We start from the raw sequence: 24,792 nt of genomic DNA on the forward strand, positions 1-24,792 counted from the left end.
GACAGTGACGCACACTACCCCCGCACCCGCTCCGGCATCCGCCAGCGCAGGGTGCGGTCGACCACCTCGTTGCCAGGCCGGTACTCGCCCCGAGCGGCGGCGAGGGCACGCGTCAGGGCGGCGGCGGAGATACGGTCGTGGTCCTGCACCGCGGAGTTGACCGGTAGCGGCAGGAAATCGAGCAGGCGGCTGTCGCCGAATGTCGCCAGGCGCAATGTCTGAGGCAGGCCGCCCTGCTCCAGCAGCACATCGAACACCCCATCCAATAGCGTGTAGGACGCGGTGACCAGCGCATCAGGCAGCCCATCGCCGGCCAGCAGTTCACGCATCAGACGCGCACCCTCATCGCGGTCATAGCGTTCGGCGCAGCAACTGAATACCTGCACATCATGCCCCGCCAACGCCTGCTCGAAACCGCCACGACGCTCTACCGTGATGGAAAGGCCCGGCACCGCGTCCAGCCAGGCGACACTCTTCACTCCCTCGCCCAGCACCGAGCGGGTCAGGCGTTCGGCGGCTTGCCTGTCGTTGCTCACCACACTGGCAAAGTGATCGGGCGCAAGGCCACGGTCCACCGCGATCACCGGCAAGCCATCGTCCATCAGTTCCCGGTAGAACGGGTCATCCGCCGGCAGGCAGCTGGCGGTGATCAGCACCTCGCAGCGCTGGGCGCGCAGCGCCAGGGCCAGGTCGCGTTCGCTGTCGGGTCGGTCGTCCGAACCGACGATCAGCAACTGGTAGCCCTGCTCGCGCGCGCCACGCTCCAGGCGCTTGGCGAGCCTGGCGTAGCTGACGTTCTCGAGGTCGGGAATGATCAGCCCCAGCGTACGACTGGTACCACGTCGCAGCGACGCCGCCTGGGCATCGACGCGATAGCGATGCTCCTTGACCACCGCCATCACCCGCTCGACGGTCAGCTGGCTGATGCGTTTCTCTTCGGCCTTGCCGTTGATGACATAGCTGGCCGTGGTACGGGAGACCCCGGCCAGGCGGGCGATTTCGGCGAGTGTCATGGGCGTCCTCGAGTGGCAATGGGACGATACTACGTCAGGTGCCCAGGCCTGGCACCCTACCAATGTCGTAGAACATCTGACTTGCCAAGTTAGATGAATCGATCCAGCCTTACAACACAGCAGGTGACACGATTCAGCCAACCGGATCCATTCGTCCTTCGACATGTCACCGATAACGATCATGACGATCCAGGAGACTCTCATGTTGACACTTCGCCAGGATGACATCCTGCTTGGCTGCGCCGCCAGTGACTGGCGCGGCGCGCTGGACAGCGCCGCCGAGGCATTGCATCAGGCTGGCCTCGTCGATGCTGCCTATCGCGATGGTCTGCACGACCGCGAGGCACAGTCGTCCACCTTCCTCGGCAACGCCATCGCCATTCCCCACGGCACCCCGGAGAGCCGCCAGCACGTGCGCGCCACCGGCGTTCGCGTGCTGCAGTTCCCGGCCGGGGTGGAGTGGCACGATGGCAACCGCGTGCATGTGCTGGTGACCATCGCCGCGCAGAGCGATGAGCACCTCGACATCCTGCGCCAGCTCACCCATGTGCTGGACCGCGAAGGGGTCGCCGAGCGCCTTGCCGAGGCCGATTCGAAAAGCGAGATCGCAGGGCTGCTGTCCAAGGCGGTGGTCGAGGCACGCCTGGATGCCGATACCCTGTGCCTGGGCTTTCCCGCCCGCGACACCCACGAACTCGCCCTGGCCGCCGCCGCGCGGCTGCGCCAGGCCGGTTGCGTCGACAACGACTTCGTCGCCGATGTGGCCTCCCAGGAACCCCGCTCGCTGGGGCAAGACCTGTGGCTGGTGGGCAGCGCCCGGGGCGTGCAGACACCGGCGCTGGCCCTGGCCACCCCGGAAGCGGCGCTTGCCGATAGCGTCAACGGCGTGTTCTGCCTGGCAGGCCAAGGCGATGCCCATCGCGGCCTGCTGGAGCGCCTGCTGGCGCTGCTGGAAAGCGACACTGCCGGCGACCTGCCAGGCGCCGATGCCGCCACCGTGCTGGCTCGCCTATCCGGGGAGTCGGCCGACGCCCTCACCCGTTCCGTGCGGGTATTGAATGCCCATGGTCTGCATGCCCGCCCGGCCAAGCAGCTGGTGCAGGTGGCTCGCGCCCAAGGCGTAGCGATTCGCGTACGCCTCGCCGAAGGCGGCGGCGCGGCGGTACTCGCCACCAGCCTGACCAAGGTGATCGGCCTGGGCGCACGGCGCGGCCAACCGCTGCTGTTCTCGATCGATGACCAGTCGGTCGACTCCGACACTGCCAGCCGTGCCTTGCAGGCCGTCTGCAAGGCGGTCACCGAAGGGCTCGGCGAGAAGGTGCTGCCGTTCGACGAGAGCCGCGAACACCACACCCCGGAACCCGACACCCATGTGGAGCCGCTGCCGACCGACGAGCCCTTCGCCGCGGTTGCCGCCTCGCCGGGACTTGCCATCGCGCCGGTGTTCGTGATGCGCACCCCACGCTTCGAGTATCCGGAGCGCGCCGCCGCCCCCACCGAACAGATGCGCCGGCTCGACCAGGCGATCCAGGAGGGCACAGAGCAGCTCGAAGCGCTGGTGCAAGAAGCCCGTGGCGGCGAAGTCGCCCAGATCCTGTCGATGCATGAGGAGATGTTGGGCGACCCCGAACTGCATCAGGCCGCCCGCGAAGGCATCAGCGAAGGCGCCTCCGCCGAGGCCGCCTGGTGGAATGCCATCGAGACCGCCGCCCACGCCCAGGAGATGCTCGCAGACCGCCTGCTGGCCGAGCGCGCCGCCGACCTGCGCGACGTGGGTCGCCGCGTGCTCGGTATCCTCTGCCAGGTCGAGCTGCCTACCCCGCCGGACGCCCCCTACATCCTGGTGATGGACGACGTGGGCCCCTCCGACGTCGCCCGCCTGGACACCACCCGCGTGCGCGGCCTGCTCACCGCGCGTGGTGGCGCCACCGCGCACAGTGCGATTCTCGCCCGGGCACTCGGCATTCCCGCCGTGGTGGGCGCCGGCCCACGGGTGCTGACCCTCGACAACGGCACGCCATTGATCCTCGACGGCGAGCGTGGTCGCATCACCCCTGCACCATCCGCCGAGCGCCTGGCCAGTGCCGAGCAGCGCCTGGCCGATCATCGCCGCCGCGAGGCCGACGCCTGGGAAGCCCGCCATGAACCGGCGCGCACCCGCGATGGCCACCGCGTCGAGGTCGCCGCCAACCTCGGCAACACCGCCCACGCCCAGGACGCCGTGGATCGCGGCGCCGAGGGTGTCGGCCTGTTGCGCACCGAGTTCGTGTTCATGGCCCATGCCGAGGCACCGGACCTCGATACCCAGATCGAGGAGTACCGCGAGGCCATGGACGCCCTGGCGGGTCGACCGCTGGTCGCCCGTACCCTGGACGTGGGCGGCGACAAGCCGCTGCCCTACTGGCCGGTACCCAAGGAGGACAACCCGTTCCTCGGGTTGCGCGGCATCCGCCTGGCGCTGACCCGCCCCGAGGTACTGGAGACCCAGCTGCGCGCGCTGCTGATGGCCGGAGCGGCAAGCGACGGCCAGCCCCGTCCGCTTCGCATCATGCTGCCGATGGTCAAGGACATCGCCGAGTTCCGCGCGGCGCGGGCGATCCTCGACCGCCTGCTCGACGAGATTCCCGAGGCCCAGCGCTCCATCGACGTGCAGATGGGCGTGATGATCGAGATTCCCTCCGCCGCGCTGCTGGCACCGAGCCTGGCCGCCGAGGTGGACTTCTTCTCGGTGGGCACCAACGACCTGACCCAGTACACCCTGGCCATCGACCGTGGCCACCCCGAGCTCGCGGCGCAATCCGACGGCCTGCACCCGGCTGTACTCAAGCTGATCGAGATGACCGTCAGCGCCGCCCACGCCCAGGGCAAATGGGTCGGTGTCTGTGGGGAGCTGGCATCCGATGCCGCCGCCGTGCCGGTGCTGGTGGGGCTGGGCGTCGACGAACTGTCGGTGAGTGCCCGTCAGGTGCCGCTGGTCAAGGCGCGGATGCGCGAGTTCGATCTACCCGAGGCGCGCGAACAGGCACGCCTGGCGCTCTCCCAACCGACCGCCGAGGCGGTTCGCGACGCCCTGGAGGCCCGCTGATGGCCAGGTTACTGACACTCTCGCTGAATCCCGCCCTGGATCTCTCGGTCAGCCTCGAGCGCCTGGTGCCGGGCGAAGTCAACCGCACCCGCGAGACCCACCTCGAAGCCGCCGGCAAAGGCGTCAATGTCGCCAGGGTGCTGGTCGCCCTGGGGCACGACGTGGCGGTCAGCGGCTTTCTCGGTGCCGACAATGACGGCCCCTTCCTCCGCGCCTTCGAGTCACTGGGCGTGGAAGACGCCTTCCTGCGGGTTCCCGGCGAGACACGTATCAACGCCAAGCTCGCCGAGGCCGACGGCCGTGTCACCGACATCAACGGGCCCGGTGCCGCCATCGACGCCGCCGCCTGGCAACGCCTGCTCGACTGGCTCGCCGCGCGCGCCGACAACGCCGAGCGCCGCCCGGATGCGGTAGTGATCGCCGGCAGCCTGCCCCCGGGCGTCTCCCCACAGGATCTGGCGGCGCTGATCGGTCAACTGCGCGGCGCGGGCCTGCCGGTGTGGGTCGACACCAGCGGCGAGGCACTGGCGGCAGCGATCGCCGCCTCGCCCACGGCGGTAAAACCCAACGAGCACGAACTGGCCGACTGGGCGGGCTTTGCGCTGGACAGCGCGGAGGCACGCCTCAAGGCGGCGCTGCGCCTCTACGCCGAAGGTGTCGAGGAGGCGCTGATCTCGGCCGGCCCCGAAGGCGTGCTGTGGGTCAGCCGTCGCGGGGCCTGGCAGGCCATGCCGCCACGCCTGAGCGTGGCCAGCACCGTGGGCGCCGGCGACACCCTGGTCGCCGCCATGCTGCACGGCGTGATCGAAGGCCACACTCCGGAACAGACCTTGCGGCTGGCCACGGCGCTGTCCGCCGAATCCATCCGTCATGTTGGCGTGGGCAACCCCCGCGCCGCTGATTTTCCCCACCTCCAACAACAGACCCGCGTGCGCCGCCTGAACGACGTCGACGCGGGGGGAGCCATCGCATGAATGTGATCATCGTCACCGCCTGCCCCAGCGGCATGGCCACTACTTTCCTGGCCGCCCGCCGCCTGGAGCAGGCCGCCCGCAAGCTCGGCTGGACACCTCAGGTGGAAATGCACGGCGAACTCGAACCCCACGCACCGGTCAGTGCCGAGGCCATTCAGGCGGCCGAGCTGGTGATCGTTGCCGCCGATCGCGTGCCGGCTGCCGAGCGCTTCGCCGACAAGCGGCTGTTCCAGGCCCCCATCGATCAGGCACTGCCCAACCCCGCGGCTTTCCTGGCGCGTGCCGAACGCGAGGCAAGCCCCTTCACACCGCCCGCTGAAGCGCCTGTCAGCGCTCCGGCCGGTACAGCAACAGGCGCATCAAGCATCGTTGCCGTTACCGCCTGCCCCACCGGTGTGGCCCACACCTTCATGGCGGCCGAAGCCCTCGCCGAGGCCGGCAAGTCGCTGGGGCACCACATCCGCGTCGAGACCCAAGGCTCGGTGGGCGCCCAGGATCAGTTGACCGACGAGGAGATCGCCGAGGCCGACGTGGTGATTCTGGCCTGCGATATCGAGGTCGACCCGACCCGCTTCGCCGGCAAGCGCGTGTATCACACCTCCACCGGCAACGCGCTGAAGAAATCGCGCCAGACCATCGAGGCGGCGCTGCGCGACGCCGAGGTGCAAAGTGGTAGCGCCCAGGGAAGTGGCGGTGGCGAAGCCAGCAAGAGCATCAAGGAGAAGGGTGTCTACAAGCACCTGCTGACGGGCGTCTCCTTCATGCTGCCGATGGTGGTCGCCGGTGGCCTTCTGATCGCGCTCTCCTTCGTGTTCGGCATCGAAGCCTTCCAGGAAGAGGGCACCCTGCCCGCCGCGCTGATGCAGATCGGCGGCGGCACCGCCTTCGCGCTGATGATTCCGGTACTGGCCGGCTACATCGCCTACTCCATCGCTGACCGCCCCGGCATCGCCCCGGGCATGATCGGCGGCATGCTGGCAGCAGAGATCGGCGCTGGCTTCATCGGCGGCATCCTGGCCGGCTTCCTGGCCGGCTACGTGGCGCTGGCCGTGGCACGCCACGTCAAGCTGCCGTCGAGCGTCGAGTCGCTCAAGCCGATCCTGATCATCCCGCTGGTGGCAAGCCTGGTCACTGGCCTTACCATGATCTACGTGATCGGCGAGCCGGTGGCCGGCATTCTGGCCGCACTGACCGCCTTTCTCGAGAACATGGGTTCCACCAATGCCGTGCTGCTCGGCATCCTGCTTGGCACCATGATGTGCTTCGACCTCGGCGGGCCAGTCAACAAGGCCGCCTATACCTTCGGGGTCGGCCTGCTGGCCTCCGAGACCTACGGCCCCATGGCGGCGATCATGGCCGCCGGCATGGTGCCGGCCATCGGCATGGGCATCGCCAGCTTCGTGGCCCGCCAGAAGTTCTCCGAGCCGGAGCGGGAAGCCGGCAAGGCCTCGTTCGTGCTGGGCTTGTGCTTCATCAGCGAAGGCGCCATTCCCTTCGCCGCCAAGGACCCGCTGCGGGTGATCCCCGCCTGCATCGCCGGCGGCGCGGTGACCGGGGCCATCTCCATGCTGGTGGGTGCCAAGCTGATGGCGCCGCACGGCGGGATCTTCGTACTGATGATTCCCAACGCCATCACGCCGGTACTGCTCTACATCGCCGCCATCGTGATCGGCTCGCTGGTGACCGGTCTCGGCTATGCGGCCATCAAGCGCGACGCCGCCCCGGTGGCGGTCACCGCCAACGGCTGATCGCAAACCAGCACAGCATCGCAATACCTCAACGAGGGCGTGGCCAGTGGTCACGCCCTCGTTGCGTGCTTAATGGTCCTCCAGGGAACATAACGCCAGTGCCTCGACTCGGCAGGTACCGGCCAGCACCTCGATAGCCAGCGGCAGGCGAGCGGGTTCGGCGAAGCTCAGGTGAGTCAGCGAGATTCGTCCATCGTCGATCAACAGCTCCAGCGAGCCCTCGTCGAGTAGCCATTCGAGGGTGACCCGAGTCCCCGGCAGGTGACCCACATCATGCGCATGCGGGTAATGGGAGTCGAACGCTACCTGGCCATTCTCGCCACGCCGCCAATGCGACAGCCGCAGCCCATCGGCCTGGCGAGTCACCACCAGGCGTTGGTGGCCACCCTGCTGGATATCGATTTCCACCCGGCCTTGCGGCGCCATGGCCAGCGTCAACCGACCCTGCACCTGGCCACTGGCAGGGTTGGCCAGCACATGGCGCCCAGCCGTCAGCACCAGTGGTTCGATTCCACTGCAGTGGCGCCACGGTAGCCGCGTGAGCTCTCCGGCGAATCGCTGGCGAAGCCGAACCCCCTCGGCTGTCGCGATCAGCGACAGTTCTCGCGGAAAGCTCATGGCGCCACGCCAGCCTGACTCAGGCGTCTGGTTGGCATACTGCCAGTTGCTCATCCAGGCGATGACCAGGCGGCGGCCATCCCGCTCGGGAATTCCCGACCAGCTCTGCACGGCATAGAAATCGCGCCCTTCGTCCATCATCAGCAGTCTGTCGGCGGGGTTCTCGTTGTGGAATCGCACCCCATCGAAGTGGCCGATGAAATACTGCGTAAAGGAGCCGAAGGCGTTGTCGTCACTGGCGCCGATGCCCACCACCAGCACCCAGCGTGAGTCGGGCTCGCCCGAGCCGGCACCCTCGACCGGCAGTTCGAACAGGTCGGGGCACTCCCATGGGTGCCCGGTGTGCGCACCCTGCCCCTCTCCGAATTCGCTGACCAGCCGCCAGTCGAGCAGATTTTCGGACACGTAGAAGTGGATGACCTGGCCGCAGGCGAGTGCCATCACCCAGCGCCGGCTGGGCGCATGCCAGAACACCTTGGGATCGCGAAAATCCTTGATGCCCGGGCTTTCGATCAACGGATTGCCAGTGTATCGGCGCCAACTGCGGCCGCGATCATCACTAACTGCCAGGCACTGGGCCTGCCGATAATCCTGCGGGTCATCGGATAGCGGTCGATGCACCGTATAAAAGGCTGCAAGCCCGCGCTCACCAGCGAACAGCCCGCTCTCGTCATGTTCATCGACGATGGCACTGCCCGAAAAGCACATGCCTGCCTCATCGGGCGACAGCGCCGTCGGCAAGGTCTCCCAGGTGACGAGATCACGGCTTACCGCATGCCCCCAGTGCATGGGCCCCCACACCCGATCGTGGGGATAGTACTGATAGAAGAGGTGGTATTCGTCGTCGAAGAACACCAGGCCGTTGGGGTCGTTCATCCAGCCACCTGGCGGGGTGAAGTGCAGGGCCGGCCGGGCGGGTGGCGAACAGGTGTCATGAGTGGGCGCATCGGGACACTGGGTCAGGGTTGTCATGGGTAGCACTATCCAGGTTTTTCGGAACACTTAATCGATTAAGTTCATTATCACGGATATGCCGAATCGCCACAACGCCGACAAGGCATCTGGCTTGCCAAAATGTCTGACATTTAATAGGCTAAGCTCTCTGACAATTACCAAACATGACGGGAGACCGCCCATGAGCCTGGCCGGCCTGCCCCAGCACCAAGGCGGGGCCGATGATCTGGCGCGGTTGCTGGCCCGCGCGCTGCTCGCCGGGCACTGGCAGCCGGGCGAGGCCTTTCCTCGCGAACTGGATGTATGCGCGCACTTCGATGTCAGCCGCAATAAGGTGCGCAATGCCTTGGCGAGCCTCACCGCCACCGGCCTGATCGAGCGCACCGCCGGGCGGGGCACCCGAGTGCGCGAGATCGGCGAGTGGCACCTGCTCGACCCGCTGATAAGCGATTGGATGACCGGTATCGACAGCCTGGACCCGAAGCTCGTGCGCGCGATCTTCGCCTTTCGCTACTCTGCGGAACCGGTGGTGGCGCGGCTTGCCGCCGAGGCCGCCAACGCCGACGACATCCAGCGTCTGGAGACCGCCTTCCAGGGCATGACCCGCACCGCCATGAATCCCGAGGAGCGCGGCCTGCATGCGGAATACGATGTCGCCTTCCACGACGCCATCTACCAGGGCAGCCACAACCTGGTATGGCGCCAGATGGGCCACCTGCTGCGCCCCTCCATCATCGCACTGATCCACTCCTCCCAAGCTCACGTCCACCATGAGCACGAGGGGCTGGACGACAGCCTGGCCCGGCACAACGAGGTGCTGGAGACCATCCGCCGCCGCGACCCGAGCGCCGCCGAGCACGCCGCCCGCGAGGTGCTCAAGCGTACCGCCATCGACCTGGGGATCGTCGACGATCCCCCTGCCTCATCCGGCGCCGTCCCGGCGGCCAACGCCCACACTGACCTCGAGGAATTCTCATGAAGATCACCCGACTCAAGACCTGGCAGGTGCCGCCACGCTGGTTGTTCCTCAAGATCGAGACCGACGCGGGCTGCTACGGCTGGGGCGAGCCGGTCATCGAGGGACGCGCCGCCACGGTGGAAGCCGCGGTGCACGAACTGGCCGATTACCTGGTCGGCCAGGACCCGCACCGCATCGAACACCTGTGGAACATGATGTACCGCGCAGGGTTCTACCGCGGCGGGCCGATCCTGATGAGCGCCATCGCCGGCATCGACCAGGCCCTGTGGGACCTCAAGGGGCGCGATCTCGGCGTGCCCGTCTACCAATTGCTGGGTGGCAAGGTGCGCGACCGCATGCGCATGTACGCCTGGACCGGTGGCGACCGCCCCAGCGATGTGGGCGTCGGCGCCCGTGCACTGGTCGAAAAGGGCTTCACTGCCTTCAAGATGAACGGCACACCGGAAATGCAGATCGTCGATTCCCATCGCAAGGTCGACGAGGCCGTCGCCCGTGTGGCCGAGGCCCGCGAAGCGGTGGGGACCGATGTGGGCATCGGCATCGATTTCCATGGCCGCGTGCATCGCCCCATGGCCAAGGCATTGCTGCGAGAACTCGAACCCTTTCATCCGATGTTCGTCGAAGAGCCGGTCGCCCCCGAGCACCTGCCCTGCCTCAAGCAGATCGCCGGCGGCCTCGGCTACCCGCTGGCCACCGGTGAACGGCTGCACACCCGCTTTCAGTTCCGGGATCTGCTGGCCGACGGCATGATCGACATCATTCAGCCCGACCTCTCCCACTGCGGCGGCATCAGCGAAGGCATCAAGATCGCCGCCATGGCCTCGGCCCACGATGTGGCACTGGCGCCGCACTGCCCGCTCGGCCCACTGACGCTTGCCACCTCGCTGCATGTGGATGCGGTCAGTCACAACGCCTTCATTCAGGAACAGAGCATGGGCATCCACTACAACAAGGACAATGACGTGCTCGACTACCTGGTCGACAAATCGGTGCTGGCGATCGAGGACGGCTTCTGCGCGATTCCCGACGGGCCGGGGCTGGGTGTCGAAATCGACGAGGCGTTCGTCGAGGAGCGCGCCAAGGTTGGCCACCGCTGGCGCAACCCGGTGTGGACGCATGAGGACGGTTCCATCGCCGAGTGGTAAGGGGTCGAGGGAAGGTAGTCGAGGGAAGGTAGTCGAGGATGAGAGAGCGACAATGCGTGATGGAGCAATGACGAGAGGCATGAGTCACAAGCGCGAGATGGCCGAGCGGCTGGCCTGGGTCGCCGTGGATTGGGGGTCGAGCAACCTGCGGGCCTGGGCGATGGCGGACGATGGCCAGGTACTGGCGCGCGGCCACAGCGACAAGGGCATGCTGGCACTCACCGCTGATGCCTATGAAACCACTCTGCTCGAGGTGATCGGCGACTGGCTGCCCGCCACGGGCCGCGTCAACGTGCTGGTTTGCGGCATGGCCGGTGCCCGCCAGGGATGGCGCGAGGCGGCTTATGTCGACGTGCCCACGCGCCTCGACGAGCTGGGACGCGGCGCCGTGCAACCTCCGGTCGCCGACAAGCGCCTGCGCGTTTACCTGCTGCCTGGCCTGAGCCAGCGTCAAGGCCCGCACGGTGGTGATTTCGACGTGATGCGTGGCGAGGAAACCCAGCTCGCGGGCCTGGTGGCAAGCGACACGACCCTGTCCGGGCATATCTGCCTGCCCGGCACTCATTCCAAGTGGGCGTGCCTGGAAGATGGCGTAGTCAGCGGTTTTACCACCTACCTGACTGGCGAGCTGTATCAACTGCTGGCCAGCCACTCGGTGCTCAAGCACTCGATGGGCCGCGATGACCTGAGCGATCCCAAGTGTCGCCAGGCCTTCACCACCGCCGTGCGCGAGAGCCGCGACGCCCCCCAGGCATTCAGCCGCCACCTGTTCGGCTTGCGCGCCGCAGACCTGCTCGACACGCGCCTGCCCAGCGGCGATGCGCGTCGCGCCCTGCTTGCCGCGCGGCTCTCGGGGCTTGCCATCGGCCTGGAGCTTGCTGGCTTGGTCGGCGTGCCAGGCGAGGGGTTGGCGGCCGGTGAATCGGTGACCCTGATCGGCAACGCGGCGCTATGCTCGCGCTATGCCCTGGCACTCGACGCACTGGGCCACCCGGCACAGCGTGTCGACGCCGAAGCCGCCGTACTGGCAGGCTTGGGGCTGGCCCGACGCTTTCTCGACACCTCTAATTCAGCGACTATGAATCGTAACCCCTGACTCCCAACCACCGACTCCCAAACCCTGACCCTCCAACCCTAACAAGGAGACGCCCGTGAGCAAGCCTCTACCCCTGATCGGCATCCTGCGTGGCATCACTCCGGCCGATGCCGTGGCGGTAGGCGAGGCAGTGCTCGCCGCCGGCATCACCACCCTGGAAGTGCCGCTCAATTCCCCCCAGCCCCTGGAAAGCATTCGCCTGCTGCGCGAAGCGTTGGGCGAGCGCGCCAAGGTGGGTGCCGGTACCGTGTTGACCGATGCCCAGGCTCGCGAGGTTCACGCTGCCGGTGGCCAACTGGTGGTCTCTCCCAACTGCCGGACGGCGGTGATCGAGGAAACCCGCCGGCTCGGCATGGCCTCGTGGCCCGGTGTGGTGACCCCCTCGGAAGCCTTCGATGCACTGGATGCGGGTGCGACCGGGCTCAAGCTGTTTCCCGCCGTGCAGGTCGGCCTTGAAGGCATGCAAGCGGTGCGCAGCGTACTGCCCAACGGCACCCTGCTCTACGCCGTGGGCGGCATCGGGGTGGACAACTTCGCCGCCTGGCGCACCGCGGGGGTCGATGGCGCGGGTCTCGGCAGCGCGCTCTACAAACCCGGGCAAAGTGCCCCCCAGGTAGGCCAGCAAGCTCGCGCGCTGGTGGCGGCCTGGAACGCCGCGGGATAGCCCATCTCGGAGCGGTCCATTGATGGGGCTAATCGAAGTCCCGGGTGCAAAACAAGAATCAAAAAAACCCGGCCATAGGGCCGGGTAAACGACAGCGAGTGGCTGTCGAGAGAGCACACGGGATATTCGTGGGGCGCACCGTGCCCCGGCGAGTCAGTGGTGGAAACGGTCCGCCACTTCCTTGGCCAGTTGTCGAATGCCATTCCAGTCCTCGGCATCGACGAGCGACTTCGGCGTCAGCCAGGAACCGCCCACGCACATGACATTCTTGAGTGCCAGGTAGTCGTCGGCGTTGTCGAGATTGATGCCGCCGGTGGGGCAAAATCGTGCATCGGGCAGCGGGCCGGCGAAGGCCTTGAGCGCCTTGACGCCGCCGCTGGCTTCGGCGGGAAAGAACTTGAAGCGGCGATAGCCGTACTGCCAGCCGGTCATCAGTTCGGAGACCGTGGCTACACCGGGCAGCATCGGCACCGGGCTCTCGACACCGTAGCGATAGAGCGCCTCGGTGGTGCCAGGGGTGACGATGAAGTCGGCGCCGACCTGCTCGGCCTGGCGATACTGCGCCGGGGTCAGCACGGTGCCGACACCGATGCTGGCCTTGGGCAGCGCGTCGCGAATACGCCTGATAGCTTCCAGGGCGCAGTCGGTGCGCAGGGTGATCTCGAGCACGCTGAGGCCGCCCTCAACCAACGCGGTCGCCAGGGGCACGGCGTCTTCCACGCGCTCGATGGCGATCACCGGGATCACCTCGGCCTTCAGGCAGATGCTGTCCAGTTCGGTGGTACGGGTCGAAGGCAACTGCTTATCGATGGTCATGATCTTTACTCCAGAAATCGGGTCGGGTCAGGGCGCCCAGTAGACGGCAAGCGGGCAGGCCAGAAAGGCGCGAATCGGCAACTCACGGGAATCGTCACCGGAAAGTGCCCGCGCCAGTACGCTACGTTTGTCGCCGCCGGTAATGTGCAGCACATGGCGATGTGCCTGATGCAAGCGGTCGGCACTCAGGGTGATGCGTGGCTGGGGCTGGCTTGGCGTACGCACCGCCACCACCGGGTCGGCAGTGGAGAGCGCAAGGCCCAGCTCCTGGCTGTCAGGGAACAGCGAGGCGGTGTGCCCATCGCCCCCCATGCCGAGAATCACCATGCTGGCCGGCCACGACAGCGCCAGCATGCGCTCGGCGACCTCATCCGTACCTTGTTCGGGGGTCATGGCATCGGTGGTCAGCGGCACGAAGGTCGCCGCCGCCGCCGGCCCCTGCAGCAGGTGCTCACGCACCAGGCGCGCGTTGCTGTCGCCCGATTGCTCGGCCACCCAGCGCTCATCGGCAAGCGTCACCTCGATGCGCTCCCAGGGCAGGTCGACCGCGGCCAGCGCCTCGAAGAACGGGACCGGCGTGGAGCCACCAGATACCACCAGGAGTGCGCGCTCCTGTGTGGCAAGGTCGGCTCTCAGGGCCTCGGCGACCGCCTCGGCCAGTTGGCTTGCCAGACGCTTGCGGGAAAGTTCGCTCATCTTGGCTCTCTCCTGAAAATCCTTGCCTAGTAATCCTCGTACCAGCTGCGTCCATCCTGGGTGATCATGGCGATGGAGGCGACCGGCCCCCAGGAGCCCGCCGGATAGCGACGCGGCGGCTCAGCACGGTCGTTCCAGGCCTCGATCAGGCTGTCGCACCATTTCCAGGCATGCTCGACCTCGTCACGGCGCACGAACAGGTACTGTTGCCCTTTCATCACCTCCAGCAGCAGGCGCTCGTAGGCATCGGGAATTCGGGTCTTGGGGAAAGCGCTGTTGAAATCCAGGTGCAGCGGGCCTCGGCGCAGGCGCATGCCCTTGTCCAGGCCGCTATCCTTAGTCAGCACCTCGAGGGCAATGCCCTCTTCCGGCTGCAGGCGGATCACCAGCTTGTTGGCGGCGAGTCCGCGCTGGTCGGGGTCGAAGATATAATGGGGCTGCTGACGGAAGTGGATGATGATCTGCGACAGCTTCTCGGGCATCCGCTTGCCCGTACGAATGTAGAACGGCACACCCGCCCAGCGCCAGTTGGACACCCCGGTCTTCATCGCCACGAATGTCTCGGTATGGCTCTCGGTGTTGGCGCCCTCTTCTTCCAGGTAGCCCGGCACCGACTTGCCGTTCACCGTGCCGGCGGTATATTGCCCACGCACCACATCGCGTCCCAGCATGTCGTCGGTGAACGGCTTGAGCGCCTTGAGCACCTTGACCTTCTCGTCGCGAATGGCGTCGGCGTCGAGATTGGCGGGTGGGTCCATGGCAATCAGGCAGACCAGTTGCAACAGATGATTCTGCACCATGTCGCGCAGTTGGCCGGCTTCATCGAAATAGCCCCAACGACCTTCGATGCCCACCTGCTCGGCAACGCTGATCTCGACGTGGGAGATATGATTCTGGTTCCACTGCGTGCCGAACAGCGGGTTGGCAAAGCGCAGCGCGATCAGGTTCTGAACGGTTTCCTTGCCCAGGTAATGATCGATGCGGTAGACCCGTGACTCGGGGAAGACCTCGCCGATGGCGTCATTGATCTCGGCGGACGATTCGAGGTCGTAACCGATCGGCTTCTCGACCACCACGCGGGATTGCTCGTCGAGGCTGCCACTGGCGTCGAGGTGGCGGCAGATGTCGCCGTAGAGCTTAGCGGCCACCGACAGGTAGACCACCATGGGACGGGCCAGGCCATCCTGTCGCCACTCGCGGATCGCCGCATAACCATCGACCGTAGTGAAGTCGAGCTGGCGAAAATCGAGGCGCGCAAGAAAGCGCTCGAGGGCCTCGCTGTCGAGTTCCTCGGCCTTGACGTAGGTATGCAGGGCCTTGTCGATCTGCTTGCGGAAATCCTCCAGCTCATAGTCCTGGCGCGCCAGGCCCAGCAGGCGCGTGTTCGGGTCGAGCAACCCCTCGCGCTCGAGCTGGAAGAGTGCCGGGAAGAGCTTGCGCTGCGCCAGGTCGCCGAGTGCGCCAAACAGCGCCAGATCGATTTCCGTGCTGGCCGTCTGGCCGGACCGGTTGGCTTGACTCATGTCCGCCCCCATCTGGTTAACTTACTTAAAAAATATCGCCCGAGACCCAAAAAGGCAAATTATTTTTGTAAACTTACCAAAATAACGTACCTTTAACGCAATGCGTTGGCCCTGCGCGACTGACGCAGGCTACGATACCGATCATAATGTAGTTAAATCACTACATCACGCTCGATGCGACCCACCTGCGGCCAACGTTGCCGCCCGCCGTCACGGAGATCAGCGCTCATCATGGCCAGTCACGACCTGCTCGACCGAATTCGTCGTCGTCTTGAAGAGCTCAACCGCTCGGAGCGCAAGGTCGCCGACGTCATTCTCGCCGACCCGGAATCCGCCACCGGCATGAGCATCGCTACACTGGCACAAGCCGCCTCGGTGAGCGAACCCACCGTCAACCGCTTCTGCCGCAATTTCGACGCCAAGGGCTACCCGGACTTCAAGATAAAGCTGGCACAGAGCCTCGCCGGTGGCACGCCCTATGTGAGCCAGGCGGTGGAGCCCGGTGACGGCGCGGCCGAATATACTCAGAAGATCTTCGGCGCCACCATTGCCGCGCTGGACGAGGCGCGCCGCCAGGCCGACCCGCTGCGCATCGAGCGTATGGTGGATTACCTGATCCAGGCCAAGCAGATCCACTTCTTTGGCCTTGGCGCTTCCGGTGCCGTGGCCCAGGACGCCCAGCACAAGTTCTTCCGCTTCAACCTGCCGGTGACCTCCTATGTCGATGTGCTGATGCAGCGCATGATCGCCGCAGCCTGCCACACCGGCGACGTGGTGGTGGTGATCTCGTGGACGGGGCGCACCCGCGAGCTGGTCGATATCGCCAGGCTCGCCCACGAAAGCGGTGCCGTGGTGCTGGGCATCACCGCGCCTGATTCACCGCTGGCTCGGGAGTGCACCGAGACCCTCGAGGTAGCCACCCACGAGGACACCGACCACTTCATGCCGATGACCTCGCGGATGATTCAGTTGGCGCTGATCGACGTGCTGGCCACCGGCGTGACGCTGAGGCGTGGCGAGGACTTTCTCACTCACCTGAAGAAGATCAAGGACAGTCTCAAGGAGACCCGCTACCCGGCCAGCACCAAGCGCTGACGGCGATAGCATTACCGCCACGGCAGCCTCGCTCGGGAGCCTGCCCTCAAGGCCGCAACGCTTGTCATTTCACCTACCGGATACAACAATGGCTGCCGTTATCCGGCACCCCTCGCCTCACGCGCTCTTTCAGTGTCAATGGACTGAACCCAGCTCAAGGAGTACCACCATGCTTCGCCCCTTCTCTTGCGCCCTCATGCTTAGCCTCGTGACCCCCGTGGCTTTCGCCGAGACCTTTCGCTTCACGGCGATTCCCGATGAGGACCAGGCTCGACTGGTCGAGCGCTTCTCCAAGGTCGCGGAGTATCTGGAGACACGGCTCGATGTCGAGGTGGAGTACGTGCCAGTGAAGTCCTACAGCGCGGCGGTCACCGCCTTTCGCAATGACCAGGTGCAACTGGCCTGGTTCGGTGGCCTCTCCGGCGTGCAGGCGCGCCGCCTGGTGCCGGGCTCCCAGGCACTGGCCCAGGGCAGCGAGGATGGCGAGTTCGTCAGCTACTTCATCGCTCATGAGTCCACCGGCCTTGCGCGCGCCGATGAATTGCCACAGGCCCTCGAGGGCATGAGTCTGACCTTCGGCTCGCGCACCTCGACCTCGGGCCGGCTGATGCCGGAGCATTTCTTCCGCCAGCGCTTCGACGATGCCGACCCCGAGCAGTTCTTTTCCCGGGTGGGCTATTCCGGTGACCACTCGCGCACCATCGCCCTGGTGGAGGCCGGCACCTATGACGTCGGCGCGGTCAATTTCACGGTGTGGGAGGCCGCCGTGGCGGATGGCCGTGTCGACACCGACAAGGTCAGCGTGATCTGGGCCACACCACCTTACCCCGACTACAACTGGACCCTGCGCGGCGATGCCGACGAGCGCTTCGGCGAAGGCTTCACCGACGAGGTCCAGGCCGCCTTTCTCGAGATGGACGACCCCGAGCTTCTGGCAAGCTTCCCCCGTGAGGCGTTCATAGAGGCCGATAATGACTTCTACCAGCCGATCGAGGACGTGGCCGAGGAACTCGGCTTGCTGCGCTGATGGTCGCTGGCAACCGCCCACCGCTGGTCGGCTTTGCCGGCGAGGATCTCGGTTACCCGCGCAAACGGCAGCACGACCAGGTGGTGCTGCCGAACCTGACACTCGAGTTGCATGAGGGCGAGCGAATCGCTCTGCTTGGCGAAAGTGGCGCGGGCAAATCGACGCTGCTGGCCGCACTGCGTGAACGGCTGTGTCGGGAGGCCGCCTGGTGCCCGCAGCAGCATGGGCTGGTGGGGCAACTGTCGGTCTATCACAACATCTATATGGGGCGCCTGCCCGAGCACTCGGCCCTTGCCAACCTGTGGAACCTGGTGCACCCACTGAAGCGGCCCTGGCGGGACGTCAACGAGTTGTGCGAGCTGCTGGGGCTTGGCGGGCTGGCAAAACGTCCCGTCAGCCAGCTCTCGGGGGGCCAACGTCAACGGGTGGCCATCGGACGAGCGCTCTACCAGCAGCGCACGCTGTTCCTTGGCGACGAGCCACTGGCAAGCGTCGACCCCCACCAGGCGCTGCGCTTGCTGGCACTGATCGATGAGCGCCACGCCACCACGGTGATCGCCCTGCATCAACGCGAACTGGCGCTGACGCACTTCGACCGCGTCTGGGGGCTGCGTGGCGGGCAACTGGTGATCGACGCCCCGGCAAGCGAACTTACGCTTGGCGATCTCGATGCCCTCTACCCCGATGCCAACGATCAGGTCACAGGCTCCCGTGACGCGTCAAACGCGTGGCCGACACAAGCCAGCGACATGACAAGCCTGCCCTGCTCACGGGGGCGCCTGTGAGCGAGGCTTCAAACGCACCCGCGCCTCACGAGAGACGCGGGTGGTGGTCGGCACGCACCCCCGGCGCGCGCCTGGCGCGTCATACCCTGGGACTGATCGCCCTGGCGGTCGTGCTGGTGCCCTTCGCCGACCTGGCGATTCATACCCGCGACCCCTGGATGGAACTGGGCCGCATGCTGCGCGGCATGGTCTGGCCGGCCTGGGGGTCGCTGGAATCCCCCTTCACGGCGCTAGGGCTGACGATCGCCATTGCCCTGTGGGGCACCCTTGCCGGGGTCGTGCTGGGGTTTCCCCTGGCACTGCTGTTTGCCCGTTCACGGCTGGTTCGCGCCGCCTGCGCCTTTATTCGCGCCATCCACGAACTGTTCTGGGCGCTGTTGTTCATGCAGGTCTTCGGCCTTTCCGCGCTTACCGCCCTGCTGGCCCTGGCGATTCCCTATGCCGGCATCTTCGCCAAGGTCTATGCCGAGATTCTCGAGCAGACTCCGGCCGCCCCGCGGGATGCCCTGCCACCGCGTTGCGGCCGGCTTTCACGCTTTTTCTACAGCGAACTTCCGCTGGCCTTTGCGCAACTCGTCGCCTACACCCGCTATCGCTTCGAGTGTGGCCTGCGCGCCAGTGTACTGCTGGGCTTTATCGGGCTGCCGACACTGGGCTTCCACCTGGAAACCGCGTTTCGCGAGGGCCGCTACCCCGAGGCGGGCGCCCTGTTGTGGCTGTTCTACCTGTTGATCGCCAGTCTGCCCTGGTGGGGACACAAGCGGTTGATTCCGTTGCTGCTGGTTGGCGGCGCCTGGCTACTGGGCCCGTGGCCAAGCGTGGATGGCGCGCTACTGTGGCGCTTCGTCTCCCAGGACATCTGGCCCGCGGCACTGCTTGCCGGCGACTGGGCGGGGCTTGATCAGTGGGCGACCCGGCTACCCGATCTGGGTGCCGCCGTCGGCAATACCCTGCTGCTCGGGTTGCTGGGCACTGTAGGCGCGCTGCTGGTGGCACTGGCGCTGTGGCCGCTGGCCTGCCGTCACTTCGGCAATCGCGGCACGCGGTTGGCCAGCCATGGCGTGATGATCATGCTGCGCTCCACACCGGAGCTGATGCTGGCGTTCATCTTCCTGCTGCTGCTGGGGCCATCGCTGCTGCCGGCCTGGCTGGCGCTGGCGCTGCACAACGGCGCCTTGATCGCCTTTCTGGTGGCGCGCCACGCCGATGCCGTCACTCCGGGGATGCCTGGGCTCTCGGCCACAGGACGCTACGCCTATGAACTGCTGCCAAGGGTCTATCCCGGGCTACTGGCGCTGCTCTACTACCGCGCCGAGGTGATCCTGCGCGAAACGGCGATCCTCGGCATGCTGGGGGTGGCCACGCTTGGGTATTACATCGAGGAGGGGTTCGATTACCTGATGTTCGATGTGGCGTTCTTCCTGCTGCTGATCACCGCCCTCTTGAACATCCTGGTGGATGCGCTCTCGCGGCGGCTAAGGCCGCGAGAGGTGCCATTCGAGGACTCCTGCATCCGCTAGGCCGGTGTCGCGTGAGTCATGCCCGGCGTCAGTAACTGTATTCGACGTCGCCAATGACGGCGGTCACGGTGATCTCGACCTTGAGTTCGTCGGCGGGCATCGGCGCACAGACGCAGGTGCGAGCCGGGGCGTGGCCGGTAGGTACCCAGGCATCCCAGACCGCATTCATGGCGGCGAAGTCATGGCCATCCTTGAGATAAATGGTCGCGCTCAGCAGCTTCTCGCGGTCGGAGCCGATCTCCTTGAGCAGCGCATCCAGGCGCGCCAGCATGCTCTCGGTCTGTGCGGTGATATCGCCGTTGCGAGCCTCGGGACCAGCCACCTGGCCACACAGGTGGGCCACGCCCTGGTGGATGACAGCTCGGCTCATGCGCGCCTTGGTATCGTAACGGTTGATGGTCATGGGGTTGTCTCCTCGATAGGGCCCGGCAGCATGGAAAAGAGGATGCCAGGCAAAAAACCAGACTTTATCACCAAATCATTGCGCGCAGTCGATGCATTTCAGCACCAGGGGATCCCACTCCAGGCGATTCTTTCCGATCCATTCACCACATTCGATGCATTCACCATACTCGCCACGATCGAGGCGCTGATAGGCCGCTTCGATGCGCCGCAGCGCCAACTGGCGACGCTCTTCTTCTGCCTTGGCCATGGCCTGGGCTTGCAGGGCATCCATGCGCGACAGCCGCCCCACCGAGGTCTGGTCGAGCATCACCGTATCGCGGGCATCACGGCTCGACTCGCTCTCCTCACGCAATTCGCGGCGCAAGGCCGCGAGACGCTGGCGTACCGCGTCCGCCTGGAGTTGTGGATGATTCATCGTCCCCTCCCTTTCTCTTGGGTCATGGGTCATGCGTCATGCGTCCTGCCCCTTGTGCCGGAATGCTATGCTAGGCGCCGGGATTCGCTCCCGCCCCACCGTTCACGACACTGTGACGCATCTTCCACTTTCCGGCCAGGAGGGCCTCATGGGGTATCGCACCCTGCTCAGGGATCATCGCGGACTGCTCGCCATCGCCTGCCTTGCGATGTTCACGTCAAGCCTTGGGCAGAGTTTCTTCATCGGGCTCTTTCAGGTGCCAATCAGTGAACGCCTGGGCTTGAGCGCCGGCCAGTTCGGCACCGCCTATGCACTGGTGACCATCGCCGCCGGCTTCGCCGTGCTGCGCGTGGGCCCGAGTATCGACTGGGTCGCGCCAAGACGCTTCGCGTTGCTGGTGCTCAGTGGCCTGGCCTGCGGGATTGCACTGCTGACGACCTCGCCCTGGTGGTGGCTGGGGCTGCTCGGGCTCGGCATCACCCGCTTCTGCGGCCAGGGCATGATGACCCACCTGGGCAATACCCTGGCCGGACGGGAATTCTCCAGCCTGCGCGGCCGTGCCCTGGGGCTGGTCAGTATGGGGCTGATGGTCGGGGAAATGTCGCTGCCGCCGCTGATGGCAGGCCTGTTGATCTGGCTTGGCTGGCGCGAACTGTGGTGGCTGTTCGCGCTGATCCTGGCGTGCGCCTGGCTGCCACTGCTGCTGTGGGGACCTTGGCCGCGCGCGCCTCGTGCGCGTCCAGCCAGGGGGGAGCGCGGCAACGGGCCGCATCCTTTTCGTGAATCGCGTTTCTGGCGCCTGCTGCCACTGCTGATGATCCTGCCGGTGACCATGACCGGGCTTTTCATCTACCAGGCGCGCCTGACCCAGGACCTGGGCAGCACTCTAGGGGTCTATGCCCTGGCGCTGACCGGCATGGGCCTGGCCAAGCTGCCGGGCGCCCTGCTGGGAGGCCGCTGGGTCGACAGGCTCGGCCCGGTGCGCCTGGCACGGCTCTATTTGCTGCCGTTCGCCCTGGCACTGGTGATCGCCATCACGGTCGGTGGCCATCCGGGGGTCTGGGCGCTGATGGTGGGCGGGGGGCTGGCGATGGGCGCCCAGGAGCCCATCGCTACCAGTGTGCTGATTCGCAACTGGGGCATCGAACACCTCGGCACGGTGCGCGCCACCCTGAGCGCCTGCATGGTGTTCGCCACCGGCATCGCGCCGGCGGTGCTGGGTATCGCGCTGGACCTTGGCGCTTCCTTCGTGGCGATTCTGGTCGGCATGCTGGTCTTCCTGGCCAGCGGTTGGTGGCTGGCCCAGGGCGTCCTGAAGGAGCTGAAAGTGGCCCGCTGAACGCCCACGGGCGGACGCCTCAATGCGGCACGCCGGTAATCTCCACCTGCCGGGGGCACGCCACGCCATCGGGGCCGAACAGATGACAATGCTCGCCGGCAATCCCCAGCGTGACGGCCTGGTGCTCCTCGAGATGCGCCAGGCCATCCATGCGCCGAGTGAGTGTCCCGTCCACGCCTTCCACCTGCAGATGCGCAAGCGTCTCATAGCCCAGCTTCTCCGCCACCATCAAGTTGGCCCGCAGGGTCGCCTCGGCCTGGTCGGGGGCCACGAAGTCCTCGGCACGGATTCCAAGGGTGGCGGCATCGCCAGCGGCGAGCCCATGACCGTCTACCGCCACCGCGAGCAGATCCCCGCCCGGCAATCGTACCGTGGTGCGCCGCTGGCCGGGGTCGACTACCTCCACCGCCAGGGTATTGATGCGTGGCGAGCCGATGAACTCGGCCACCTCCAGGGTTTTCGGGAAGTGGTAGAGCGATAGCGGCGGCCCGACCTGGGCGATGCTGCCGCTTGACAGCAGCACGATGCGGTCGGCGAGTGTCATCGCCTCGACCTGGTCATGGGTCACGTAGATCATGGTGGCACGCAGGCGCTTGTGCAGTTCGGCGATCTGCACCCGCATGTCGACACGCAGCGCGGCATCCAGGTTGGAGAGCGGCTCGTCAAACAGGAACACCGCCGGCTCCTTGACCAGCGTACGGCCGATCGCCACCCGCTGACGCTGCCCGCCGGACAGCTCCTTGGGCTTGCGTTCGAGCAGTTCGGTCAGGTGCAGCATCTCGGCGGCGTGCTGCACGCGTTCGCGGATCTTGGCCTTGTCGGTGCGCGCCAGCTTCAAGCCAAAGGCCATGTTTTCGGCCACGCTCATGTGCGGATAGAGCGCATAGGACTGGAACACCATGCCGATGTCGCGCTCCTGGGGCGGGATCTCGTTGATCCGCTCGCCGTCCAGACACATCTCGCCCCGAGTGATGTCCTCGAGCCCGGCGACCATTCGCAGCAGGGTCGATTTCCCGCAGCCCGAAGGCCCAACGAACACCACGAACTCGCCATCCTCGATGGTCAGGTCGATGTCGCGGGATACCTCGACCCCGTCGTAGTCCTTGCCGATACCTTCCAGTGTCAGACGTCCCATGTGGCGTCCTCCTCGTCGGGGCAACGCGCGATGGCGATGCCGAAAGCGGGCAGTGTCAACTGGCCACTGGCCCAGCGGCCATTGACCAGCGCGGGTGCCGAAGCCAGTGGCTCGGCGTCACGCGGGGCCGGCAGGCGCCGCTGCTCGGCGGAAAAGTTCAGCGCCACCAGCAGGCGCTCTCCCTGGTGGCGACGCTCGAAGCGCATGACCTCGTCACGCACCGGGTGGTAGTGCACCTCGCCCTTGACCAGCGGCGGCAACGCGCGGCGGAAGCCCAGGAAGGCGCGATAGGCGTTGAGCAGCGAATCCGGATCGGCGTCCTGGACATCGACCGCAAGCGCCAGATGCTCGTCGGGAACCGGCAACCAGGGCGACGCGGAAGAGAACCCGCCATGCCGGGCATCGGCGGCCCAGGGATGCGGCGTGCGACAACCGTCGCGCCCCTTGTAGGCGGGCCAGAAGGTGATGCCCGCCGGATCGACGAGTTGATCGAAGGCGAGGCTCGCCTCGGTCAAGCCCAGCTCCTCCCCCTGATAGAGACACACGCTGCCCCGCTGGGTGAGCAGGAACGCCATGAACAGGCGCAGCCTCGCGGCGTCGCCTGCGGCGTTCCAGCGGCTCGCCAGACGGGTGATGTCGTGGTTGCCCAGCGCCCAGCAAGGCCAGCCATCCTCGATGCGCGACTCCATCTCGGCCAGGATGCCTTGCAGAAAGTCCGGCTCATGACGCTCGCTGAGCAGGTCGAAGGAGTAGCACATGTGCAGGCGGTTGCCGCCACGCGAATACTCGGCCATCACCCCGAGCGAGTCGTCATCGCCGACCTCGCCGATGCTGGTGGTGCCGGGATATTCATCGAGCAGCGCTCGCAGCCGCTCGAGAAAGCGCAGGTTCTCGGGCTGGGTCTTGTCATGAATGTGCTGCTGGAAGCCATAGGGGTTGTCGGGCCGCACGCCGATGAAGCCTTCGGCGATCTCGGTGCGTGGCGGGTTATCCTTGAGCTCGCCATGGGTGCAGAAATTGATCGCATCCAGGCGAAAGCCGTCCACACCACGCTCCAGCCAGAAGCGAACTTCCTCGAGAATCGCCTCGACCACCTGGGGGTTGCGAAAGTTGAGATCGGGCTGCTCGATCAGGAAATTGTGCAGGTAGTACTGGCAGCGCCGGGTATCCCACTGCCAGGCGCTGCCGCCGAAGATCGCCTGCCAGTTGGTGGGTGGCGAACCATCCGGGCGCGCATCGGCCCATACGTACCAGTCAGCCTTCGGGTTGTCGCGGCTGGCGCGGCTTTCCTGGAACCAGGGGTGCTGGTCGGAGCTGTGTGACAAAACCTGGTCGATGGTCACCTTGAGCCCGCGCGCATGGGCGGCCTCCACCAGGCGGTCGAAATCGTCCAGGGTGCCGAACATCGGGTCGACGCCACGATAATCGCTGACGTCGTAGCCGAAATCCTTCATCGGTGACGTGAAGAACGGCGACAGCCAGATGGCGTCGACATTCAGCGAGGCAATGTAATCGAGCTTGTCGATCACCCCCGCGAGGTCACCAATGCCATCGCCATTGGTGTCCATGAAGCTGCGCGGGTAGATCTGGTAGATCACTGCCCCGCGCCACCAGTCGGCGCCCTGCCTGCCGGAAATCTGTGGAGTCGTCATCTAAGCGTATCCTTGGCGTCGTGATGAAACGTGTGGTGAACGTGAATTCGGCATGAGGCCATGCTGCCGGGGCGCGCGCGCAGAGAAATCCTCCCAGGGGAGGAAGCG

21 protein-coding genes are annotated in these 24,792 nt (G+C 66.1%); 12 read left to right on the forward strand and 9 right to left on the reverse strand.

Annotated features, from left to right (window positions below; translation table 11 throughout):
- Positions 1-14: 14 nt before the first annotated feature.
- A complete protein-coding gene (gene cra / locus C6V82_RS10315; protein ID WP_102588281.1) occupies positions 15-1,013 on the reverse strand; it encodes a catabolite repressor/activator in 999 nt (332 codons plus the stop codon).
- Between the two features lie 202 nt (positions 1,014-1,215).
- Between cra and ptsP the strand changes: the two genes are divergently transcribed.
- The 3 genes from ptsP to C6V82_RS10330 are packed head-to-tail and all read left to right on the forward strand — an operon-like array spanning position 1,216 to position 6,820.
- Positions 1,216-4,098 (forward strand): phosphoenolpyruvate--protein phosphotransferase, encoded by a 2,883-nt coding sequence (ptsP, locus tag C6V82_RS10320; RefSeq protein ID WP_102588280.1) that lies wholly within the window; start codon positions 1,216-1,218, stop codon positions 4,096-4,098.
- Entirely contained in the window at positions 4,098-5,072 is a 975-nt protein-coding gene (gene pfkB, locus C6V82_RS10325) for a 1-phosphofructokinase (RefSeq protein ID WP_102588279.1), read from the forward strand. Before ptsP ends, pfkB begins: the two co-directional genes overlap by 1 nt.
- Complete coding sequence (locus tag C6V82_RS10330) at positions 5,069-6,820, forward strand: PTS fructose-like transporter subunit IIB (RefSeq protein WP_102588278.1); 1,752 nt, start codon at positions 5,069-5,071, stop codon at positions 6,818-6,820. Before pfkB ends, C6V82_RS10330 begins: the two co-directional genes overlap by 4 nt.
- Positions 6,821-6,889: 69 nt before the next feature.
- Here the strand turns inward: C6V82_RS10330 and C6V82_RS10335 are convergent, their stop codons facing one another.
- The gene (locus C6V82_RS10335) at positions 6,890-8,410 is read right to left on the reverse strand and encodes a glycoside hydrolase family 32 protein (RefSeq protein WP_102588277.1); all 1,521 of its coding nucleotides are present in this window, start codon (positions 8,408-8,410) and stop codon (positions 6,890-6,892) included.
- 163 nt (positions 8,411-8,573) lie between these two features.
- On the opposite strand from C6V82_RS10335, the gene C6V82_RS10340 reads away from it, so the two are divergent.
- From C6V82_RS10340 to C6V82_RS10355, 4 genes are all read left to right on the forward strand, one after another.
- Complete coding sequence (locus tag C6V82_RS10340; protein WP_102588276.1) at positions 8,574-9,371, forward strand: FadR/GntR family transcriptional regulator; 798 nt, start codon at positions 8,574-8,576, stop codon at positions 9,369-9,371.
- The gene (gene dgoD, locus C6V82_RS10345) at positions 9,368-10,516 is read left to right on the forward strand and encodes a galactonate dehydratase (RefSeq protein WP_102588275.1); all 1,149 of its coding nucleotides are present in this window, start codon (positions 9,368-9,370) and stop codon (positions 10,514-10,516) included. Before C6V82_RS10340 ends, dgoD begins: the two co-directional genes overlap by 4 nt.
- Positions 10,517-10,595: 79 nt before the next feature.
- On the forward strand, positions 10,596-11,612 hold the full coding sequence (locus tag C6V82_RS10350; protein WP_102588274.1) for a 2-dehydro-3-deoxygalactonokinase: 1,017 nt from the start codon (positions 10,596-10,598) through the stop codon (positions 11,610-11,612).
- A gap of 55 nt (positions 11,613-11,667) precedes the next feature.
- Complete coding sequence (locus C6V82_RS10355) at positions 11,668-12,276, forward strand: 2-dehydro-3-deoxy-6-phosphogalactonate aldolase (protein WP_102588273.1); 609 nt, start codon at positions 11,668-11,670, stop codon at positions 12,274-12,276.
- A gap of 153 nt (positions 12,277-12,429) precedes the next feature.
- Here the strand turns inward: C6V82_RS10355 and C6V82_RS10360 are convergent, their stop codons facing one another.
- The 3 genes from C6V82_RS10360 to zwf are packed head-to-tail and all read right to left on the reverse strand — an operon-like array spanning position 12,430 to position 15,311.
- Entirely contained in the window at positions 12,430-13,092 is a 663-nt protein-coding gene (locus tag C6V82_RS10360) for a bifunctional 4-hydroxy-2-oxoglutarate aldolase/2-dehydro-3-deoxy-phosphogluconate aldolase (protein ID WP_102588272.1), read from the reverse strand.
- A gap of 27 nt (positions 13,093-13,119) precedes the next feature.
- Positions 13,120-13,788, reverse strand: coding sequence for a 6-phosphogluconolactonase (gene pgl, locus C6V82_RS10365; RefSeq protein WP_102588271.1), 669 nt, complete (start codon positions 13,786-13,788; stop codon positions 13,120-13,122).
- A 26-nt stretch (positions 13,789-13,814) separates the two neighbouring features.
- On the reverse strand, positions 13,815-15,311 hold the full coding sequence (gene zwf / locus C6V82_RS10370) for a glucose-6-phosphate dehydrogenase (protein WP_102588369.1): 1,497 nt from the start codon (positions 15,309-15,311) through the stop codon (positions 13,815-13,817).
- A gap of 231 nt (positions 15,312-15,542) precedes the next feature.
- Between zwf and C6V82_RS10375 the strand changes: the two genes are divergently transcribed.
- From C6V82_RS10375 to C6V82_RS10390, 4 genes are all read left to right on the forward strand, one after another.
- Positions 15,543-16,406 carry a MurR/RpiR family transcriptional regulator gene (locus tag C6V82_RS10375; protein WP_102588270.1) on the forward strand — a complete coding sequence of 288 codons (864 nt, stop codon included), beginning with the start codon at positions 15,543-15,545 and terminating at the stop codon, positions 16,404-16,406.
- Positions 16,407-16,575: 169 nt separating this feature from the next.
- Entirely contained in the window at positions 16,576-17,433 is an 858-nt protein-coding gene (locus tag C6V82_RS10380) for a putative selenate ABC transporter substrate-binding protein (RefSeq protein ID WP_102588269.1), read from the forward strand.
- Positions 17,433-18,218 (forward strand): ATP-binding cassette domain-containing protein, encoded by a 786-nt coding sequence (locus C6V82_RS10385; RefSeq protein WP_102588268.1) that lies wholly within the window; start codon positions 17,433-17,435, stop codon positions 18,216-18,218. Before C6V82_RS10380 ends, C6V82_RS10385 begins: the two co-directional genes overlap by 1 nt.
- Entirely contained in the window at positions 18,215-19,738 is a 1,524-nt protein-coding gene (locus tag C6V82_RS10390) for a PhnE/PtxC family ABC transporter permease (RefSeq protein WP_219724506.1), read from the forward strand. The genes C6V82_RS10385 and C6V82_RS10390 overlap by 4 nt, the downstream gene beginning before the upstream one ends.
- Before the next feature lie 28 nt (positions 19,739-19,766).
- Here the strand turns inward: C6V82_RS10390 and C6V82_RS10395 are convergent, their stop codons facing one another.
- The gene (locus C6V82_RS10395; protein ID WP_102588267.1) at positions 19,767-20,141 is read right to left on the reverse strand and encodes a RidA family protein; all 375 of its coding nucleotides are present in this window, start codon (positions 20,139-20,141) and stop codon (positions 19,767-19,769) included.
- A 75-nt stretch (positions 20,142-20,216) separates the two neighbouring features.
- Complete coding sequence (locus tag C6V82_RS10400) at positions 20,217-20,558, reverse strand: TraR/DksA family transcriptional regulator (RefSeq protein WP_102588266.1); 342 nt, start codon at positions 20,556-20,558, stop codon at positions 20,217-20,219.
- 148 nt (positions 20,559-20,706) lie between these two features.
- Between C6V82_RS10400 and C6V82_RS10405 the strand changes: the two genes are divergently transcribed.
- A complete protein-coding gene (locus C6V82_RS10405; RefSeq protein ID WP_102588265.1) occupies positions 20,707-21,897 on the forward strand; it encodes an MFS transporter in 1,191 nt (396 codons plus the stop codon).
- A 19-nt stretch (positions 21,898-21,916) separates the two neighbouring features.
- Here the strand turns inward: C6V82_RS10405 and ugpC are convergent, their stop codons facing one another.
- Complete coding sequence (gene ugpC / locus C6V82_RS10410; RefSeq protein WP_102588264.1) at positions 21,917-23,032, reverse strand: sn-glycerol-3-phosphate ABC transporter ATP-binding protein UgpC; 1,116 nt, start codon at positions 23,030-23,032, stop codon at positions 21,917-21,919.
- The gene (locus C6V82_RS10415; protein WP_102588263.1) at positions 23,020-24,684 is read right to left on the reverse strand and encodes an alpha-amylase family glycosyl hydrolase; all 1,665 of its coding nucleotides are present in this window, start codon (positions 24,682-24,684) and stop codon (positions 23,020-23,022) included. The genes ugpC and C6V82_RS10415 overlap by 13 nt, the downstream gene beginning before the upstream one ends.
- Positions 24,685-24,792 lie beyond the last annotated feature (108 nt).

Origin of the sequence: Halomonas urumqiensis (assembly GCF_003028575.1) — a bacterium.
In the GTDB taxonomy this organism is placed as follows: domain Bacteria; phylum Pseudomonadota; class Gammaproteobacteria; order Pseudomonadales; family Halomonadaceae; genus Halomonas; species Halomonas urumqiensis.

Excerpts from the sequence above, each read along its gene's own strand:
- cra (WP_102588281.1), bottom strand. The coding sequence starts at position 1,013 with ATGACACTCGCCGAAATCGCCCGCCTGGCCGGGGTCTCCCGTACCACG.
- ptsP (WP_102588280.1), top strand. The coding sequence starts at position 1,216 with ATGTTGACACTTCGCCAGGATGACATCCTGCTTGGCTGCGCCGCCAGT.
- pfkB (WP_102588279.1), top strand. The coding sequence starts at position 4,098 with ATGGCCAGGTTACTGACACTCTCGCTGAATCCCGCCCTGGATCTCTCG.
- C6V82_RS10330 (WP_102588278.1), top strand. The coding sequence starts at position 5,069 with ATGAATGTGATCATCGTCACCGCCTGCCCCAGCGGCATGGCCACTACT.
- C6V82_RS10335 (WP_102588277.1), bottom strand. The coding sequence starts at position 8,410 with ATGACAACCCTGACCCAGTGTCCCGATGCGCCCACTCATGACACCTGT.
- C6V82_RS10340 (WP_102588276.1), top strand. The coding sequence starts at position 8,574 with ATGAGCCTGGCCGGCCTGCCCCAGCACCAAGGCGGGGCCGATGATCTG.
- dgoD (WP_102588275.1), top strand. The coding sequence starts at position 9,368 with ATGAAGATCACCCGACTCAAGACCTGGCAGGTGCCGCCACGCTGGTTG.
- C6V82_RS10350 (WP_102588274.1), top strand. The coding sequence starts at position 10,596 with ATGAGTCACAAGCGCGAGATGGCCGAGCGGCTGGCCTGGGTCGCCGTG.
- C6V82_RS10360 (WP_102588272.1), bottom strand. The coding sequence starts at position 13,092 with ATGACCATCGATAAGCAGTTGCCTTCGACCCGTACCACCGAACTGGAC.
- pgl (WP_102588271.1), bottom strand. The coding sequence starts at position 13,788 with ATGAGCGAACTTTCCCGCAAGCGTCTGGCAAGCCAACTGGCCGAGGCG.
- zwf (WP_102588369.1), bottom strand. The coding sequence starts at position 15,311 with ATGAGTCAAGCCAACCGGTCCGGCCAGACGGCCAGCACGGAAATCGAT.
- C6V82_RS10375 (WP_102588270.1), top strand. The coding sequence starts at position 15,543 with ATGGCCAGTCACGACCTGCTCGACCGAATTCGTCGTCGTCTTGAAGAG.
- C6V82_RS10380 (WP_102588269.1), top strand. The coding sequence starts at position 16,576 with ATGCTTCGCCCCTTCTCTTGCGCCCTCATGCTTAGCCTCGTGACCCCC.
- C6V82_RS10385 (WP_102588268.1), top strand. The coding sequence starts at position 17,433 with ATGGTCGCTGGCAACCGCCCACCGCTGGTCGGCTTTGCCGGCGAGGAT.
- C6V82_RS10395 (WP_102588267.1), bottom strand. The coding sequence starts at position 20,141 with ATGACCATCAACCGTTACGATACCAAGGCGCGCATGAGCCGAGCTGTC.
- C6V82_RS10400 (WP_102588266.1), bottom strand. The coding sequence starts at position 20,558 with ATGAATCATCCACAACTCCAGGCGGACGCGGTACGCCAGCGTCTCGCG.
- C6V82_RS10405 (WP_102588265.1), top strand. The coding sequence starts at position 20,707 with ATGGGGTATCGCACCCTGCTCAGGGATCATCGCGGACTGCTCGCCATC.
- ugpC (WP_102588264.1), bottom strand. The coding sequence starts at position 23,032 with ATGGGACGTCTGACACTGGAAGGTATCGGCAAGGACTACGACGGGGTC.
- C6V82_RS10415 (WP_102588263.1), bottom strand. The coding sequence starts at position 24,684 with ATGACGACTCCACAGATTTCCGGCAGGCAGGGCGCCGACTGGTGGCGC.